The sequence below is a fragment of the Microbulbifer mixtoriginis (SeqCode) genome, assembly GCF_052466765.1.
Map to the genome: position 1 here is coordinate 2,631,708 of NZ_CP174289.1, position 16,518 is coordinate 2,648,225.

Consider the following 16,518-nt stretch of genomic DNA (forward strand, 5'->3'; position numbering starts at 1 on the left):
GGGGGTATTGACCATGAAACAGTTTAAAAAGACCCTGCTGGCCTTCTCCGTTGCCGTACTGGCCAGTGCCTGTAGCGACGATAACTCCAGCTCCAACAATGTTGCCGAAGTGCCGGATGCTACTGAAACACCGCAGCAGCAGAATTACTTAGGCCTTTCCTCAACCCAAAGTGAAAGCAGCTGGTTCGAAGATGGCCAGAAAGCGGTAGCTGCGGCGAGCGCAGAGAAAATCAACAATACGCCCGGTGCCGCGAAAAACATTATTCTGTTTGTGGGCGATGGCATGGGTATCTCCACCGTCACCGCCGCGCGTATCTTCGCCGGCCAAAAACTGGGCCTCGACGGCGAGGAATACCAGCTGAGCTTCGAAAAAATGCCCTTTGCCGGCTTGGTAAAAACTTACAACACTAACCAGCAGACCCCGGACTCCGCTGGCACCATGACTGCCTTGGTTACTGGTGTGAAAACCAAGGCCGGTATTCTGAGTGTGGCCGAAGATGTCGCCCGCGGTGACTGCGCTGCCAGCCTCGAACGTCCCCTGACCACCTCCCTGGAGCTGGCCGAGGAACTGGGGAAAAGCACCGGTATCATCAGCACCGCGCGTATCACCCACGCCACGCCCGCAGCGACTTATGCCAAGGTGCCTGAGCGCGAGTGGGAATACACTGCTCCGGACGGCTGTCGCGATATCGCCACCCACCTGGTTGAAGTGGAGGCCGGTGATGGTATCGACGTTGTAATGGGCGGCGGACGCCGCAACTTCCTGCCAGCGGACTTCACCGATGCGGAAGGCAAGACTGGTAAGCGCACCGATGGGCGCAATCTGATTGAAGCGTGGAAAACTCGTTATAACGATGGCGTAACCACCGCGCAGTATATGGAAGACAAAGCCGGGTTTGACCAGCTGGATGTGACTAACACCGATAAGCTATTGGCGTTATTTAACTCCTCTCATATGCGCTATGAGGCCGATCGTGGCAACGATGTTGGCGGCGAGCCTTCCCTGAGTGAGATGACTGCCAAGGGCATCGAGATGCTCCAGCAAAACGATAAGGGTTACTTTCTGATGGTGGAGTCCGGTCGTATCGACCACGGTCATCACGCCAACAATGCCTACAATGCCCTCAGCGATGCGGAAGAGTTTGCCAAAGCCGTGCAGGTAGCCCTAGAGAACACCAGTGCCGAAGATACCCTAATCGTTGTTACCGCGGATCACAGTCACGTGATGACCATTGCCGGTGGGACTACCCGTGGCAACCCAATCCTCGGTAAGGTAGTTAAAAATGACAAGACCGGTGTGGCTGAAGAGATGCCCAAGCTGGATAAAACCGGCTTGTCTTACACAACCCTGAACTATGCCAATGGTCGCGGTTTTGCACATTACGGCGACAATACCGATGCTGATGACCGCTACTATGACGATATTGTTCAAGGGCGTCAGGATCTTACCGATGTGGACACCACCGCTCCTGGTTTCCACCAGGAAGTTCTTGTTCCTCTTTCCGGGGAGACCCACGGCGGTGAAGATGTAGGTGTCTGGGCCCGAGGACCCGGTGCGCACCTAGTAAGCGGCACCAATGAGCAGAACTATCTGTTCCATGTGATGGCCCGCGCCGGCGGCCTGCTGGAGCAGAGCGCCAAATAAGTTGGCGAGCTTAAGGCGCGGGAAACCCTCCTGCGCCTTTTTAGTTTTTTGGTGAGTAGTTTCAGCGCCCTCTGTGCCAGCATCACTTAGATCACAAGTGTTTTGTGGGCAAAGAAAATGGCGCAACCGTCTTCTATTTTCCTGCGCAGTCGCATCTTGTGCCAGTCCCCCATCTCCAATAGCTTGATTAACTCTTTCCCCAATGGCTCTCCGACCGTGATGGCAAAGCGACACAGTAGGTATAGATCACGCCAGTCCCCTAGTAATTGCGCGAGTTGTTTGAGCGGTTCACAGCGCAGCGCTACAGATTGGGGGTGCCTCTCTCTGAGTAGGCGGCTGTGGTACCAGTGATCTTTTACCCTTTTGCGCAATTGGTGCAGTTTATGGGCGTTGTCTCCTTCTCGTGCCTCCAGCCAGGCTTTGCGCGCGCGCTGGTAGCCGCGTAAATATCCTACGTCGATATCTCTCCAATCAATATTTTGCAGGGGCCAACACTCAATACTCTTTTGTGCCTCATGCAGTAACCCTTCGACCCGAATAAGGCTCTCCTCATCTCGCAGCGACCGCTGTAATTGGTGCAGCACTCTATGCATTTTTTCAAAGTGGTTGGGGGGAGCTAGGGTAAGTAGCGCGGTGCGAATGGAGACCAGATCGCGGCCCGCCGATAGGGATCGCGCTAATTTCCGGTAGCGATCGTTCTCGAGTTGGAAGAGTGAATTTTCTTTCGGAAAAATCAGTCGCAGTAGAGCACGCAGTTTCTTGCAGTGTTTACGTAGCTCATGAACGGCATGTTCACCTGGCAGAAGCCGGGCATTATCACAAGCGGCGCGTATTTCTGCGTGAGCCGCAGTGCGCAGACTCAGTGCAGCGGGCATGTCGCTGTCGAGTCGGTAATCCATGAATTGGCCCTGGACTCAGTATTTTCTCTCGTGTGATTTAATTTTAGTGAGTTGCCACTGGGCGAATCATGGGCACTGTTCCGCCGGCTTGGTCGATGTACAATGGCGCACTGAATTTGGCTCAGCAGGCAGCACAGCATGAAGGATCGCAAGACCACCCACTTCGGCTACCAAGAGGTCCCGGTGGAGGAAAAGGCCGGTCGTGTGGCGGAAGTGTTCCACTCAGTGGCGGCGCGTTACGACGTAATGAACGACTTGATGTCCGGGGGTATTCACCGCCTCTGGAAGCGTTTCACCATCGAATTGTCCGGTGCGCGGCCGGGACAGAAAATTCTGGATATCGCCGGGGGCACCGGTGATCTCACCGCGCGTTTCTCGCGTATTGTGGGCGCCAGCGGTCAGGTGGTGTTGGCAGATATTAATGAATCGATGCTCAGGGTCGGCCGCGACCGCCTGCTCGATCGTGGCATTGCCGGCAACGTAGTGCCGGTACAGGCGGACGCCCAGTACCTTCCCTTTCCGGACAACACCTTCGACTGTATTACCATCGCTTTTGGTCTGCGCAATGTCACCGATAAAGACTTGGCGCTGCGCTCCATGTTGCGGGTACTGAAACCCGGTGGGCGTTTACTGGTACTGGAGTTCTCCAAGCCGGAATCGAAACTGCTGGAAAAAGTCTACGATCACTACTCGTTCCGCCTGCTGCCATTTATGGGGAAATTGGTGGCCAACGACGCGGAGAGTTACCGCTACTTGGCGGAGAGCATCCGCATGCATCCGGATCAGGAAACGCTCAAGCAGATGATGGTGGATGCTGGATTTGTCGATTGTGAATTTCACAATATGACCGGTGGCATTGTGGCGTTGCACCGTGGTATCAAACCCTGAGAGGTGCCCGTCGTGATTGACCCCCAAGTGATGGCACGAGGCCAATAACCACCATGAGCGATCCCACCTATCGCGCGGGTTTTGACGCCGCGCTGGAAACCGCTATTAATACTGCCTTGCAATACGATCCCGCGACCCGAGCACGCCTGCAGGAGTTGGACGGCAAAACCATGGCGCTCGACCTGACGGCTCCAAAGTTGCAATGCTGCCTATGTATTGAGGGCGATCAGGTGCGCGTGCGCCAGCACTGGGAGGGAGATGTAACGACCACCATCAGCGGCTCGGCTATTTCCCTGGTGCGATTACTAAAGGACCCCGATGCCACGCCTGCGGCACTGGGTGTCTCTATCAGCGGCTCCAGTGCCCTACTGGCGGAGTTGCAGTGGATCATGAGCGATCTGGATATCGATTGGGAGGCGCCACTTGCGCAAGTGTTTGGCGATATTCCCGCCCACTCTATCGGCAATGTGCTGCGCAGTGCTAGTAGCTGGTTAAGTGCCAGCCTTAGTCGCGCGCCGGTTGCGGCCGCAGAGACGATCAGTGAGGAATGGCAGTTGACGCCACCACAGGCACAATTTGAAGCTTTCGCGGATGACCTCGCCGAGTTGTCCCTGGCCACCGAGCGCCTGGAGGCGCGGGTGCGCCTGCTGCAGGAACAGTTTTCCCGCGGGGAGGCCGAGTAGTCTTGCCTATATCCCGTACTTTTACTATCGCGCGGGTTTTCCTGCGCCATCGCTTAGATCTGTTATTACCAGCCGAACGCCGTCCCCTGTGGCTGCGCGGATTACTGGCCCCACTCAAACTATTGCCGCAACCAAAGATGGAGCGCGGCGAGCGACTGCGTCGCGCCCTGGAAGAGCTGGGACCTATCTTTGTGAAATTCGGCCAGCTGCTCTCCACCCGCCCGGATTTGCTGCCGCCGGATGTGGTTGAGCAGCTCGACTACCTACAGGACAAAGTACCGCCCTTCCCCAGTGATCAGTGTCGCGCACTGATTGAGGAAGCCCTTGGCGCTAGTGTCGATGAAGTCTTTGCCAGTTTTGAGCACGAGCCCTTAGCGGCAGCTTCGGTGGCACAGGTTCACGCCGCCGTGCTTAACAGCGGCGAGTCAGTCGTGGTCAAGGTGCTGCGCCCGGGCATCGGCGAAGTGATCCAGGAAGATTTGCGCCTGTTGCGGGTGATTGCCCGGGCTATCGAACGCTTCGTGCCAGAGGGCCGGCGTCTGCGCCCGGTGGAAGTGGTGGAAGACTACCGTCATACCATCGAGGGCGAGTTGGATTTAACCCGCGAGGCGGCCAACGGCACCCAGTTGCGGCGTAATTTCACTGATTCCCCACTGCTATATATCCCCCAAGTTTACTGGGATTACACCCGCGAAAACGTGCTGGTGCTGGAGCGTATCAATGGTATTCCTGTCACTGATTTAGCGCAGCTGCGCGAGCAGGATACCAATATGCCGCTGTTGGCCGAGCGCGGTGTGGAGATCTTCTTCAAGCAGGTTTTTGAATACAACTTTTTCCACGCGGATATGCACCCGGGCAATATTTTTGTCTCCCGGGAACACCCGCAGCGTCCGCAGTATATCGCCATCGACACCGCCATTGTCGGCAGCTTGTCGCGAGAAGATCAGTACTACCTGGCGCGCAACCTGCTCGCCATGTTCCGGCGCGATTACCGCATGGTGGCGGAGCTGCACGTACAGAGTGGCTGGGTTCGTGCGGATACCCCTGTAAACGCCTTCGAGGCGGCAATTCGCGCCGTGTGCGAGCCGATCTTTGAGAAGCCGCTGGGGGAGATTTCCTTTGCGCGGGTATTGATCAGCCTGTTCCAGACTGCGCGACGCTTCGATATGGCGGTGCAGCCACAACTGGTGTTATTGCAGAAGACCCTGTTGAATATCGAGGGTTTGGGACGCCAGCTTTATCCGGAATTGGATCTGTGGAAGACTGCTCATCCATTTTTGGAGCGTTGGATGCGTGAACGCATCCACCCCAAAACACTGGTGGGCGAGATCAAGCGCTACGGTCCCGAGTGGCTGGAGAAGTTTCCACAGATGCCGCAATTGGTCTATTCAGCCCTTGAGCAGTCGCGGGAATTGGCGCCACAACTGGAAAATATCGGTGAAAAACTGGCGAGCAGTCAGCGCCGTGGGCGCTGGCAGTATTTGCGCCGGCTTGGCGGTGTACTGCTCGCTGTAGGCGCCCTGGCCTTAAGCCGGCCGCAGTGGCTGGAGCAGTTGCCACCCTCTGGTTGGGTATTGGGCATCGCAGCCCTGATTTTACTGCTCTGGCCCTAATGACACTGGCGGCAGTATTTTGCCGGCGTCGCGCCGGCCTACACTTGGAATTCTGATGGAAGAGACATTGACTCAAGCTGTGCCAGCAAGCGGCTTTATTGATCAGGTCAGCTGGAACAGCGATGGCCTGGTACCCGCCATTGCCCAGGATTTTAAAAGCGGTCGCGTGCTGATGATGGCGTGGATGAATCGCGAGTCTCTGGCACTGACCGCTAGCGAGGGCTATGCGGTCTACTGGTCGCGTTCGCGCAAGGGCCTGTGGCGCAAAGGGGAGTCATCCGGCTTCCTACAGAAAATACGCGAGATTCGCCTCGACTGTGACGGTGACACCGTGCTGTTAATGGTTGAGCAAGAGGGCGGAATTGCTTGCCATACGGGCCGTAGCAGCTGTTTTTACAACCTCTTGCAGGACGGTGAATGGCGCGTTAGCCAACCGGTATTGCAAGACCCCAAAGCCATCTACAAGTGAGCCCGGAAATGAGTGATCTGCTGCAACAACTCGATGCGGTACTAGAGAGCCGCAAGTGCGCAGAGGATGCCGATAAATCCTATGTGGCTAGCCTGCATAGGAAGGGGCTCAACAAAATACTGGAAAAGGTGGGCGAAGAAGCCACCGAAACAATTCTTGCCGCCAAAGATGCGCAGGCCAGTGGTGACAACCGGGATATGATCGCCGAGACGGCGGATCTCTGGTTTCACTCATTAGTGATGCTTTCGCACCTGGGAGCGGACTCCCAGGATGTAGTGCGTGAGCTGGGCCGGCGTTTTGGCCTCTCTGGCCTGGAGGAAAAGGCATCCCGCAGTAAAGAGGGATAAGAATTCAGTTGGAAGGACTGGCGTAACAGTCCTCTGATAATTTGTGGTTTTACCCATGGTGGCCAATGGCAATGCAAATCGGCTGCCGTATTAAATGACATGGAGACAATTATGGGATTCGGTGGAATTAGCATCTGGCAGCTGTTGATTATCTTGGTCATTGTCCTGCTGCTTTTCGGAACCAAGCGCTTGAAAAACCTCGGTGGTGATCTGGGCGGTGCACTGAAAGGATTCCGCAAAGCGGTGAAGGACGATGATAAGGATGAGGACAAAGATAAAGACAAAGACCCTGAGCGTCTTCAGCACGATGAGGAAGAAAAGCCGCAACAGGGCAGCACCTCGAAAGAAAAAGACAAGCAGTCCCAGGACAAATAATTCGGCACTGTTAACGCGAGTAATGCCCCGTGTTTGATATTGGCTTTTTTGAACTACTACTGGTCGCGGTAGTGGCACTGCTTGTGGTGGGCCCGGAGCGCCTGCCCGATGCCATCCGCACGACAGCGCGCTGGTGGTCTGGCCTGAAGCGAACCTTGCAAGGTGCGCGTGAGGAACTGGAACGGGAAGTCGGTGCCGACGATATCCGCCGAGAACTGCACAATGAGCGCATCCTCAAGGAGATCGAGGAGAGTCGCCGGGAAATGGAGCGTACCTTTAGTGAGGCTAACCGCGAGGTGAATGAATCCCTGCAGCAGCAGGAGGAGCCCCAGCCCAGCGAGTCGGCCAAACCTAAGGAAAAAGCTCCAGCCAAAGTGCCCCAGGAGCCCGATCACCCGCGCGCGGAAAAAGAAGACTATTTACCGGAGCAGGATGAAACCGTTGAAGAGTTGCAGGACCCGGAATACCCGGAGCACTGGCACGATTTAGGTGATCCCGAACTGAATCCGGAGCACCCGGAAAATACGCCTAAAGACCTAGAAAAAGAGTCGCAACAGGAAAAAGACAAGCAACCATGAGCGATCAATCACAAGACAGCCATCAGCCCTTTATCGATCACCTGATCGAGCTGCGGGATCGGCTGCTGCGCACTTTACTGGTTGTAGTGGTTTTGTTCGCCTGCCTAGTACCCTTTGCCTCGGATATCTACAATTTTATTGCCAATCCGCTACAGGAGCGTTTGGTCGGCGATGCAGGCATGATTGCCACAGAGGTGACCTCCACCTTTCTTACGCCATTTAAGACCACCTTTATTGTATCGTTTTTCATCGCCATTCCCTTTGTGCTCTATCAGGCCTGGGCTTTTATAGCCCCTGGTCTTTATAAAAATGAAAAGCGTATTGCGATTCCAATCTTGGTCACCAGCGTGTTTTTGTTTTACGCCGGTGTGGCCTTTGCCTATTTTGTAGTATTTCCTATTTTATTTGATTTCTTTGTTGGCTCGGCTCACGCAGATATCAAAGTTATGCCGGATATGCGCAGCTATCTGGATTTAGTATTGAAGTTGTTTTTTGCCTTCGGCTTCGCTTTCGAGATCCCTATCGCCACGGTGTTATTGATTTGGAGTGGCGCAGTGGATGCCAAAACCCTGGGGAGTAAACGTCCCTATGTGATTGTAGGCTGCTTCCTGATCGGTATGTTGCTCACCCCACCGGATGTTATCTCTCAATCCCTACTGGCCGTACCCATGTGGTTGCTGTTTGAGGTGGGAATCTTGTTTGGTCGCTGGATTACATCGCGCCGGTCGAAAGAGCAAGCCGAGCAGTCTTGATTTGCGGATTTTTAAAAATTACATTTCCGCCATCAGTTAAACGGCTTGAAGTAGTTTTTCAAATCAACATTTTGCTTGCGCAATAAAATGCCCCGACTGCTTTCGCAGCCGGGGCAGTCGCCCTGTTGTTTTACCTGCCCTAACCAAAATCCAACACTGTGCTCTCAAACAGAGCTGGTTGTGGATAGACAGTCTGCGTTCCATGCAATAAAAAGCCAAACGATATTGGTTTTTTGCGCCACTACTGGCAAGCCCCCATCGCAACAAAAACCAAACGGTCAGCTGAGGAAATTAGCGATTAAGATCAGAAACTCCTGTTTCTTAAAATAACCGCCTGCGCCGCAAAAAAAATATGCGGCAATGGTACTACCCTGAGACCCCAGGTATTAGCGAGATGCAGCCGCTGCTTTATTGACACGGGTGGCTGCAGCGCGCTCTTTCTTTTCCTGCTCCGCTACTGCTTTTTCCACATTGTTGCTAACCAGTCGATAAAAATAGTATGCCATCAGGAATATAAACCCGATTACGGCCAGACTGAGCAAGCCGGAAAAGCTGGTAAATAGATCAATTAAGGCATCCATCTTTCTCTCCAGTACGCCAATGCTTCAGTTATGCAGTGTATGGAGTAGTGCTACAAACCTCTTGACCTAAATCAACTGGGCTTGAGTTACTGAAGAAGAGAAGGATCGGTGGTCTTTAGCTGGGCGTATATAAGCTGATACCAAGTGCAGGTGTTCTTAGGGGGCTACTTTTCCTAAAGGAGAAGGTGCAGTACTGCGACTGACCAGTATTTTACTTGATAGAGTTATCTAGGTTCATATATGCGCTTTAGAGCATAGGGGAATTTTTTCATCAGTGCAGCACAAAACTTAATAGCAGGCAGGCAAGTGCTGCGCCCCATAAAAGATATAACTCCTGCTCCTGGCGCCAGCGAGGGAGAAGCAGCATAAGTGCCAAGGGAGGTATAAAAAGAGCGAGGAATCCGGCTATGGTGCTGTCGTCAAAGCACACTTTCACTAATCGCAGCCATGCAATGGCGGCAAAAGCCAGGGCAAATACTGTCAGAACCGCGCTAACTGGCATCATGCTATAACCCTTAGAGGCTATTGAAGGGAAAGAAAAGGCCCTGGCCAGATCACATTAAAATGACAATAGGAAAGGAAGTGTATAGCAGATTGCTTATCACGGGCCTGCCAAAAAAATGGCTTAATTTGCGCTTATGGCTGCTTATCATCCCACTGTATTTGGCGGGCTGTGAAACCGTCGGTTATTACGCCCAAGCAGCTGCAGGCCAGTGGCGTATTTTGTCTGGGCGTCAGCCGATAGAAAAAGTCATTAATGAACCGGGTACCAGTGAGCAATTACAACAGCAGCTACAACTGGTATTGCAGATTCGTGCCTATGCAGCTGAAGTTTTGCAACTGCCGGTAGGTGATGCCTATAGCGCTTATGTACAGCTAGACGACACCTACCCGATTTGGAATGTCCTAGCAGCGCCGGAGTTTTCCCTTGAGCCTAAGCGCTGGTGTTATCCTATCGCCGGCTGCGCCAGCTACCGTGGTTATTTTCGCAAGTCTGCGGCAGAGGCAAAAGCGAATCAGCTGCGAGGACAGGGCTATGATGTATATCTGGGCGCAGTGCCCGCTTACAGCACCCTCGGTTGGTTTAACGACCCAATATTATCCAGTTTTGTTAATTGGCCTCAAGAACGCCTAGCCGGTCTTTTATTTCATGAGCTGGCCCATAGAAGGGTTTATATCTCCGGTGATACCCAGTTCAACGAGAGCTTTGCCACCGCCGTCTCAGAAATTGCCCTACCCGGCTGGCTCAGCAGTCAGGGCCTGGTCAGCTCCGCAGCTCAAGCCCGCTCAGAAACCTTGTCTGTGCGTCAATTGATGGCAGCCGCACGCAGCCAATTACAAACAGTCTATCAATCTTCACAGCCAGATGATTTAAAGCGCGAACAAAAAGCCCGGGTTTTATCCCGATTACGGCAATGCTATAGAAAGCTATCTGCAAACTGGCCCAATCCAACTCGCTACCAGAGCTACATAGAAAAAACGAATAATGCCACCCTGGCTCTAGCCGCCGAATATGAATCCCAGGTGCCTGCCTTTAAGCAGCTTTATTTGGATAGTGGTAGTTGGGAGGCTTTTTATAATGCTGCGCAAAGGTTGGGAGATTTAGGTAAAGTTAATCGCGAAGAACGTTTACGCCAGTTGGGGGATGAATATCGCCGGTCAAACTCAGAGATAAAGCAAGGAGGGCTAGATGAAATGAGTTGCATTTTACATGATTAATATAAAAATTTCTTAGACGACCCTTTCTTGGTAAAGGGTTTTTATTGGGAATTTTTCTAACCATAAGAAGGGTCAAACCTGATCCTATCACTATCAACAAGTTAGGGCGGTAAGGATTTTCTGCCTTTCTTATCCTTATCCAGAGCATGCTAAGTTGATGAGCTCTTTACTTGGAACTGATATTTATTAGGTGTCGATTTTCCTATTAACGCAAAATCGGTATTTTTAGTGCTAGAAGTAAATGGCTTTTTTAGCCCTAATGAGAGGTATTCTTTTGGGTTAATTCTCTGGCCACATCCAACATCCGATTCGCAAACCCCCACTCATTATCAAACCAAATCAATATCTTTACTAATTTTCCGCCGGCAACCCGTGTCTGACTGGCGTCAATAATTCCCGAGCGCGGGTCGTGATTAAAGTCGCAGGAGGCGAGGGGTTCTTCGGTGAAGCCGAGTACGCCTTTAAACTCGGTCGCGGCTGTGGATTTTAGTAAAGCGTTGATTTCACTTTGACTTACGTCTTTTTGTAATTGAACCGATAGATCAATAGCGGAGACATTGACCGTGGGTACGCGCATAGCCTGGGCTTCGAACTTTCCAAATAAGTGCGGCAATATGCGCTCGATGCCGCGGGCGAGTGCGGTGTCGACGGGAATAATTGAGGTAACGGCGGAGCGTGTTTTTCTTAAATCTGTGTGGTGATAGGCATCACTTACCGGCTGATCGTTCATGGCGGAGTGGATGGTGGTCAGCACGCCCGCTTCTATACCAAACGCCTTGTCGAGCGCTGCGATTACCGGCACGCTGCAATTGGTGGTGCAGGAAGCGGCAGAAATAATAGTTTCATTGCCGTTCAGGGTGTGATCGTTAACCCCATAAACAATGGTGGCATCCACATCGCGGCTGGCGGGCTGGGAGAATAAAACTTTCTTTGCCCCTGCGGCCAGGTGCAGTTCGGCACAGCGCCGCTCTTTAAAACTACCGGTGCACTCAAGCACGATATCGACATTTTCCTCGCGCCAATTCAGGTCTTCCAAACGCTCGAAATGCGTGACTGCGATGGAATCGCCATTAACTGTTAGTGTGTCATTTTCCACTGAGACATCACCGGCGAAGCGACCGTGTACCGAATCGTACTTGGTAAGGTGGCCGATGGTCGCGCAGTCTGCCAGCTCGTTGATGGCGACAATCTGCAGGGTATCGCGAGCGCCGGATTCGTACAGAGCGCGCAGAACGGAGCGGCCGATACGGCCATAGCCATTAATGGCGAGTCGGGTGGTCATAGCGGTACATGCCGGATAGGAATTGAAGGCGTAGCCGAGACGCCCCTCGCGACATTGTGTGCAAGGGGCGCCCGGCTAAAATGCCGAAATTAGTTCAGCACTTTCTCGACGGTTTCCACCACATTTTCCACGGTGAAACCGAAGTGGCGCATCAGCTCGCCGCCGGGGGCGGACTCACCGAAGCTGCTCATGCCGATAATGGCGCCGTCAAAGCCGACGAACTTATACCAGTAATCCTGGTGGCTGGCCTCTACGGCCACGCGTGCGCGCACGGCGGAGGGCAGTACCGATTCGCGGTAGGACTCGTCCTGTTCCATAAAGGCCTCGGCGCAGGGCATGGAAACCACACGCACCTTCTTGCCCGCGAGCTTCTCTTGGGCGGCCATGGCCAGTTCCACTTCTGAGCCGGTGGCGATAATGATCGCTTCCGGGGTGCCGTCGCAGTCGGACAGTACATAGCCGCCCTTCTCTACCTGGGCCAGCTGTGCGGCGTTGCGCGGTTGCGGCGCCAGGCCCTGACGGCTGAACACCAGGGTGCTGGGGCCATTTTTACGTGCGATAGCCATTTTCCAGCTCACTGCGGATTCGGTGGCATCGCAGGGGCGCCAGGTGTGTAGATTGGGGGTAGAGCGCAAAGCACTCAGCTGTTCAACCGGCTGGTGAGTGGGTCCATCTTCACCAAGGCCGATGGAGTCGTGGGTGTAGACAAAGATCACGCGCTGCTTCATCAGTGCGGCCATGCGCACGGCGTTGCGAGCGTATTCCATAAACATCAGGAAAGTGGCGCCATAGGGGACGAAACCGCCGTGCAGGGCGATGCCATTCATCATGGCGCTCATGCCGAACTCACGCACGCCGTAGTAGACGTAGTTTCCGGAGGCATCTTCTGCGCTGACGCCCTTGGAGCCGGACCAGATGGTGAGGTTGGAGCCGGCCAGGTCGGCGGAACCACCGAGGAATTCAGGCAGCAGCGGACCGTAGGCGTTCAGTGCATTCTGGCTCGCCTTGCGCGAGGCGATTTTCTGCGCATCGTCCTGGCACTGCTGAATATAGTCATCGGCCTTTGCAAAAAAGTCTGCGGGCAGTTCGCCGCGCATACGGCGCTCGAATTCGGCAGCCAGCTCGGGGAACTCTTCGCGGTAGTCGGCGAAAATGTCTTTCCACTCGTCTTCCTGGGCTTCACCTTTGGGTTTGGCGTCCCAGTCGGCATAGATCTCCGCGGGGATTTCGAAGGGGGCGTGGGCCCAGCCGAGGGTTTCGCGTACCAGGGAGATTTCATCGTCACCCAGAGGTGCGCCATGGCATTCCTCGCGGCCCTGCTTGTTGGGGGAGCCGAAGCCGATCACGGTTTTACAACAAATAATGGTTGGCTTATCGCTGTTGGCGCGGGCCTCTTCGATGGCGGCTTTAATGGCGGTGGCGTCGTGGCCATCCACATTGGGGATTACGTGCCAGCCATAGGATTCAAAGCGCTTGGGCGTGTTGTCGGTAAACCAGCGTTCTACTTCTCCGTCGATGGAAATGCCGTTGTCGTCATAGAAGGCGATCAGTTTGCCCAGGCCCAGGGTGCCGGCCAGGGAGCAGGCCTCGTGGGAAACACCTTCCATCAAACAGCCGTCACCCATAAATACATAGGTGTGGTGGTCGACCAGCTCGTAACCCGGACGGTTGAACTGTGCCGCCAATACTTTTTCAGCCAATGCCATACCAACGGCATTGGTAATACCCTGGCCGAGAGGGCCGGTAGTGGTTTCTACGCCCGGCGCATAACCGTACTCCGGGTGGCCCGGGGTTTTGGAATGCATCTGGCGGAAATTTTTCAGCTCGTCGATCGGTAGGTCGTAACCGGACAGGTGCAGCAGCGAGTACAGCAGCATGGAGCCGTGGCCGTTGGAGAGCACAAAGCGGTCGCGGTCGGCCCACTCGGGGTTGGCTGGATTGTGCTTCAGGTAGTCATTCCACAGCACTTCGGCGATATCCGCCATACCCATAGGCGCACCGGGGTGGCCGCTGTTGGCTTTCTGGACGGCGTCCATAGACAGGGCGCGAATAGCATTGGCCTTGTCTGTGCGAGAGGGAGTAGAAGACATAGGAAGAACTCTCTGATTTTCGGATGGCCGCGGGGTGCTCTACAGGCGCTTCCCGCAGCGACAAAATGGGGGCGTATTTTCCCGTAAAGGTGTGTCTCACGCAAAGGCTTGCGGAGGGAAATTGCTATTAAGTGAAGCAACAATTGCCCAGGTTTATGTGCAGATGGTGGCCATAAGCACCTACATCAAAATAATTTTATGAAGCTATATCAAAGTTCTTTGATATAGGGTGGTGTGCCTGATAGACTCATCCGCATGTCTGAAATCCAGCCCATTTCTCAATCCGGCACCGGCGCGGAAATTCCCCAACTGGCGGCGACCCTAAAAGCTGCGGGGGATCCCCTGCGCCTGGAGATTTTGCGCCTGCTTAGCCAGGACTCCTACAGCGTGCTGGAACTCTGCCGAATTTTTGATCTGCGCCAACCGGCCCTGAGTCACCACCTAAAGGTGCTTGCCCAAGCGGGGTTGGTGAGCAAGCGCCGCGAGGGTAACAACCTTTTTTACCGGCGCACAGGCAGCACACCGCTGCTCGCTCAGCTGTTCGCCAACCTGGACCAGTTGCCGCTATCAGACGCGCGGGCTCAATCGGTGGCGCGTATCTCGGAGGAGCGCGCCGAAGCCTCGCGTCGCTTCTTTGCGGACTACGGCAATCGCTTTCGCGAGCAGCAGGAGTTGATCGCCAGTTACAGCGTGTATGGCCCGCAGGTGGCACAGCTGCTCAACTCTGGCCGCCATGCCCTGGAGGTGGGGCCCGGCGAGGGGGAGTTCCTACAGGAGTTATCCCTGCGTTTTGCCACAGTCACTGCGCTGGATCTGTCCTCGGCTATGTTGGAGCGCGCCCAGGCATTCGCCGATGAGCAGGGCCTGGCCAATATCGAATTTGTCTGTGGTGACACCCGTGCTGCAGCGGCACGCCCAGCCAGTGCGGACAGCATTGTGGTGAATATGGTATTGCACCACACCCCCGACCCCGCACAGATTTTCCAGGACTTACAAGGCGCGCTGAAAAGTGGTGGTCAGTTACTGGTGGCAGAGCTACAGGAGCACGGTCAGGACTGGGCGCGGGAAGCCTGCGGTGATCTATGGCTGGGATTTGCCCCCGAACAGCTGAGCCAGTGGGCACAAACTGCCGGTTTAAGGGACGGCCGCAGTGTCTACAGTGCGCTGCGCAATGGCTTTCAGATTCAGATCAGAGAATTTGTAAAACCCTGACAACTGCAGTCGATTGTCAGGCCCAGAATTTTGCTAACCGCCCGCGGCGGAACACATGGAGACTCTCACATGAGTGAATACAAACTGTTTACCTCGGAATCCGTGTCTGAAGGGCACCCGGATAAAATCGCCGACCAGATTTCCGACGCGGTATTGGATGCTCTGTTGGCTCGTGACAAGCAGGCGCGCGTTGCCTGTGAAACTCTGGTAAAGACCGGTATCGCGGTTATTGCCGGGGAAATCTCCACCTCCGCCTGGGTTGATCTGGAGGAATTGGTGCGCAAGGTGATTACCGATATCGGCTACACCTCCTCCGACGTGGGTTACGATGGGGAAACCTGTGGTGTGATCAACGTTATCGGCAAGCAATCCCTGGATATTGCCCAGGGTGTCGACCGCGCCAAGCCAGAAGATCAGGGTGCTGGCGACCAGGGCCTGATGTTTGGCTACGCCACCAATGAAACACCGACTTTTATGCCGGCGCCTATCTATTATTCCCACCGCTTGGTGGAGCGTCAGGCTGAGGCGCGTAAGTCCGGCCTGCTGCCCTGGTTGCGCCCGGATGCTAAGAGCCAGCTTACTTTCCGCTACGACGACCAGGGCCGTCCCTGCGCTATCGATGCGGTGGTGCTCTCCACTCAGCACAATCCCGATGTGAGCCAAGCCGACCTGCGCGATGCGGTGATGGAGTTGATCGTACATCACACCCTGCCGACAGAGTGGCTACACAAGGACACCAAATTCCATATTAACCCTACCGGTAATTTTGTGATTGGCGGCCCCGTCGGTGACTGTGGCCTGACCGGGCGCAAAATTATCGTGGATACCTACGGCGGTTCTGCGCGCCATGGCGGCGGTGCCTTCTCCGGTAAGGACCCGTCCAAAGTGGACCGCTCTGCGGCCTATGCCGGTCGCTATGTGGCCAAGAATATTGTCGCCGCAGGCCTGGCCAAGCGCTGTGAAATTCAGGTGTCCTATGCCATCGGCGTTGCCGAGCCTACCTCGGTTGCCATCAATACCTTTGGCACAGGCGTGGTTTCCGAAGAGAAACTGGTGGAGCTGGTGCGCGAGAATTTCGATCTGCGCCCCTATGCCATTTCAAAATCCCTCGATCTGCTGCACCCCATGTATCAGCTGACTGCAGCCTACGGCCACTTTGGCCGCGATCCCTTTACCCACACCTATAACTGGGTGGATGGCAACGGCCAAGCGCGCAGTGAAACTTTCACCGCCTTCCCTTGGGAGAAGACTGACAAGGTCGATGCGCTGCGTGCGCAGGCGGGCCTGTAATCTACTGGATAAACGCGGCTCCATAGCGTGAGTCGCTATCAGGGGGCGCCGTGGCGCCTCAGTGAGTGAAAAGAACATTACTGGAACTCAAAAGA

At 54.6% G+C, this 16,518-nt stretch carries 17 protein-coding genes; 12 read left to right on the plus strand and 5 right to left on the minus strand.

The annotated features are described in order from the left end of the window. Positions 1–13: 13 nt before the first annotated feature. Positions 14–1,645, plus strand: a complete 1,632-nt coding sequence (locus tag ACJJIV_RS11675; protein ID WP_444889058.1) for an alkaline phosphatase — start codon at positions 14–16, stop codon at positions 1,643–1,645. A gap of 86 nt (positions 1,646–1,731) precedes the next feature. Here the strand turns inward: ACJJIV_RS11675 and ACJJIV_RS11680 are convergent, their stop codons facing one another. Next, positions 1,732–2,544, minus strand: coding sequence for a CHAD domain-containing protein (locus ACJJIV_RS11680; protein WP_444889059.1), 813 nt, complete (start codon positions 2,542–2,544; stop codon positions 1,732–1,734). A 138-nt stretch (positions 2,545–2,682) separates the two neighbouring features. Here ACJJIV_RS11680 and ubiE point away from each other — a divergent pair, with 138 nt between their 5' ends. The 8 genes from ubiE (at position 2,683) to tatC (ending at position 8,249) form a co-directional block, all read left to right on the plus strand. After that, positions 2,683–3,432, plus strand: a complete 750-nt coding sequence (gene ubiE / locus ACJJIV_RS11685; protein ID WP_252083834.1) for a bifunctional demethylmenaquinone methyltransferase/2-methoxy-6-polyprenyl-1,4-benzoquinol methylase UbiE — start codon at positions 2,683–2,685, stop codon at positions 3,430–3,432. Between the two features lie 53 nt (positions 3,433–3,485). Continuing rightward, a complete protein-coding gene (locus ACJJIV_RS11690) occupies positions 3,486–4,115 on the plus strand; it encodes a ubiquinone biosynthesis accessory factor UbiJ (protein ID WP_444883169.1) in 630 nt (209 codons plus the stop codon). Positions 4,116–4,117: 2 nt separating this feature from the next. Continuing rightward, positions 4,118–5,728, plus strand: a complete 1,611-nt coding sequence (gene ubiB / locus ACJJIV_RS11695; RefSeq protein ID WP_444889060.1) for a ubiquinone biosynthesis regulatory protein kinase UbiB — start codon at positions 4,118–4,120, stop codon at positions 5,726–5,728. Between the two features lie 55 nt (positions 5,729–5,783). Then, positions 5,784–6,197 (plus strand): phosphoribosyl-AMP cyclohydrolase, encoded by a 414-nt coding sequence (gene hisI / locus ACJJIV_RS11700; protein WP_444887548.1) that lies wholly within the window; start codon positions 5,784–5,786, stop codon positions 6,195–6,197. An 8-nt stretch (positions 6,198–6,205) separates the two neighbouring features. Next, complete coding sequence (locus tag ACJJIV_RS11705; protein ID WP_252083830.1) at positions 6,206–6,544, plus strand: phosphoribosyl-ATP diphosphatase; 339 nt, start codon at positions 6,206–6,208, stop codon at positions 6,542–6,544. Between the two features lie 111 nt (positions 6,545–6,655). Beyond that, positions 6,656–6,919 carry a twin-arginine translocase TatA/TatE family subunit gene (gene tatA, locus ACJJIV_RS11710; protein ID WP_252083828.1) on the plus strand — a complete coding sequence of 88 codons (264 nt, stop codon included), beginning with the start codon at positions 6,656–6,658 and terminating at the stop codon, positions 6,917–6,919. Between the two features lie 29 nt (positions 6,920–6,948). Beyond that, on the plus strand, positions 6,949–7,497 hold the full coding sequence (gene tatB, locus ACJJIV_RS11715; RefSeq protein WP_444889061.1) for a Sec-independent protein translocase protein TatB: 549 nt from the start codon (positions 6,949–6,951) through the stop codon (positions 7,495–7,497). Continuing rightward, positions 7,494–8,249 carry a twin-arginine translocase subunit TatC gene (gene tatC, locus ACJJIV_RS11720; RefSeq protein WP_252083825.1) on the plus strand — a complete coding sequence of 252 codons (756 nt, stop codon included), beginning with the start codon at positions 7,494–7,496 and terminating at the stop codon, positions 8,247–8,249. Before tatB ends, tatC begins: the two co-directional genes overlap by 4 nt. A gap of 386 nt (positions 8,250–8,635) precedes the next feature. Here the strand turns inward: tatC and ACJJIV_RS11725 are convergent, their stop codons facing one another. Further along, positions 8,636–8,830 (minus strand): DUF3149 domain-containing protein, encoded by a 195-nt coding sequence (locus ACJJIV_RS11725; RefSeq protein WP_444889062.1) that lies wholly within the window; start codon positions 8,828–8,830, stop codon positions 8,636–8,638. Between the two features lie 271 nt (positions 8,831–9,101). Next, complete coding sequence (locus ACJJIV_RS11730) at positions 9,102–9,335, minus strand: hypothetical protein (RefSeq protein ID WP_152455765.1); 234 nt, start codon at positions 9,333–9,335, stop codon at positions 9,102–9,104. A 77-nt stretch (positions 9,336–9,412) separates the two neighbouring features. Here ACJJIV_RS11730 and ACJJIV_RS11735 point away from each other — a divergent pair, with 77 nt between their 5' ends. Continuing rightward, positions 9,413–10,549, plus strand: a complete 1,137-nt coding sequence (locus ACJJIV_RS11735) for an aminopeptidase (RefSeq protein WP_444889063.1) — start codon at positions 9,413–9,415, stop codon at positions 10,547–10,549. Positions 10,550–10,805: 256 nt separating this feature from the next. Here ACJJIV_RS11735 and gap read toward each other — a convergent pair whose 3' ends face one another. Further along, positions 10,806–11,831, minus strand: coding sequence for a type I glyceraldehyde-3-phosphate dehydrogenase (gene gap, locus ACJJIV_RS11740; protein WP_444889064.1), 1,026 nt, complete (start codon positions 11,829–11,831; stop codon positions 10,806–10,808). An 89-nt stretch (positions 11,832–11,920) separates the two neighbouring features. After that, positions 11,921–13,921 carry a transketolase gene (gene tkt, locus ACJJIV_RS11745; protein ID WP_444889065.1) on the minus strand — a complete coding sequence of 667 codons (2,001 nt, stop codon included), beginning with the start codon at positions 13,919–13,921 and terminating at the stop codon, positions 11,921–11,923. 255 nt (positions 13,922–14,176) lie between these two features. On the opposite strand from tkt, the gene ACJJIV_RS11750 reads away from it, so the two are divergent. Together ACJJIV_RS11750 and metK are read left to right on the plus strand one after the other, a co-directional pair. After that, a complete protein-coding gene (locus ACJJIV_RS11750; protein WP_444889066.1) occupies positions 14,177–15,133 on the plus strand; it encodes a metalloregulator ArsR/SmtB family transcription factor in 957 nt (318 codons plus the stop codon). Between the two features lie 69 nt (positions 15,134–15,202). Continuing rightward, positions 15,203–16,423, plus strand: a complete 1,221-nt coding sequence (gene metK, locus ACJJIV_RS11755; RefSeq protein ID WP_252083816.1) for a methionine adenosyltransferase — start codon at positions 15,203–15,205, stop codon at positions 16,421–16,423. The last annotated feature ends 95 nt before the right edge of the window (positions 16,424–16,518 follow it).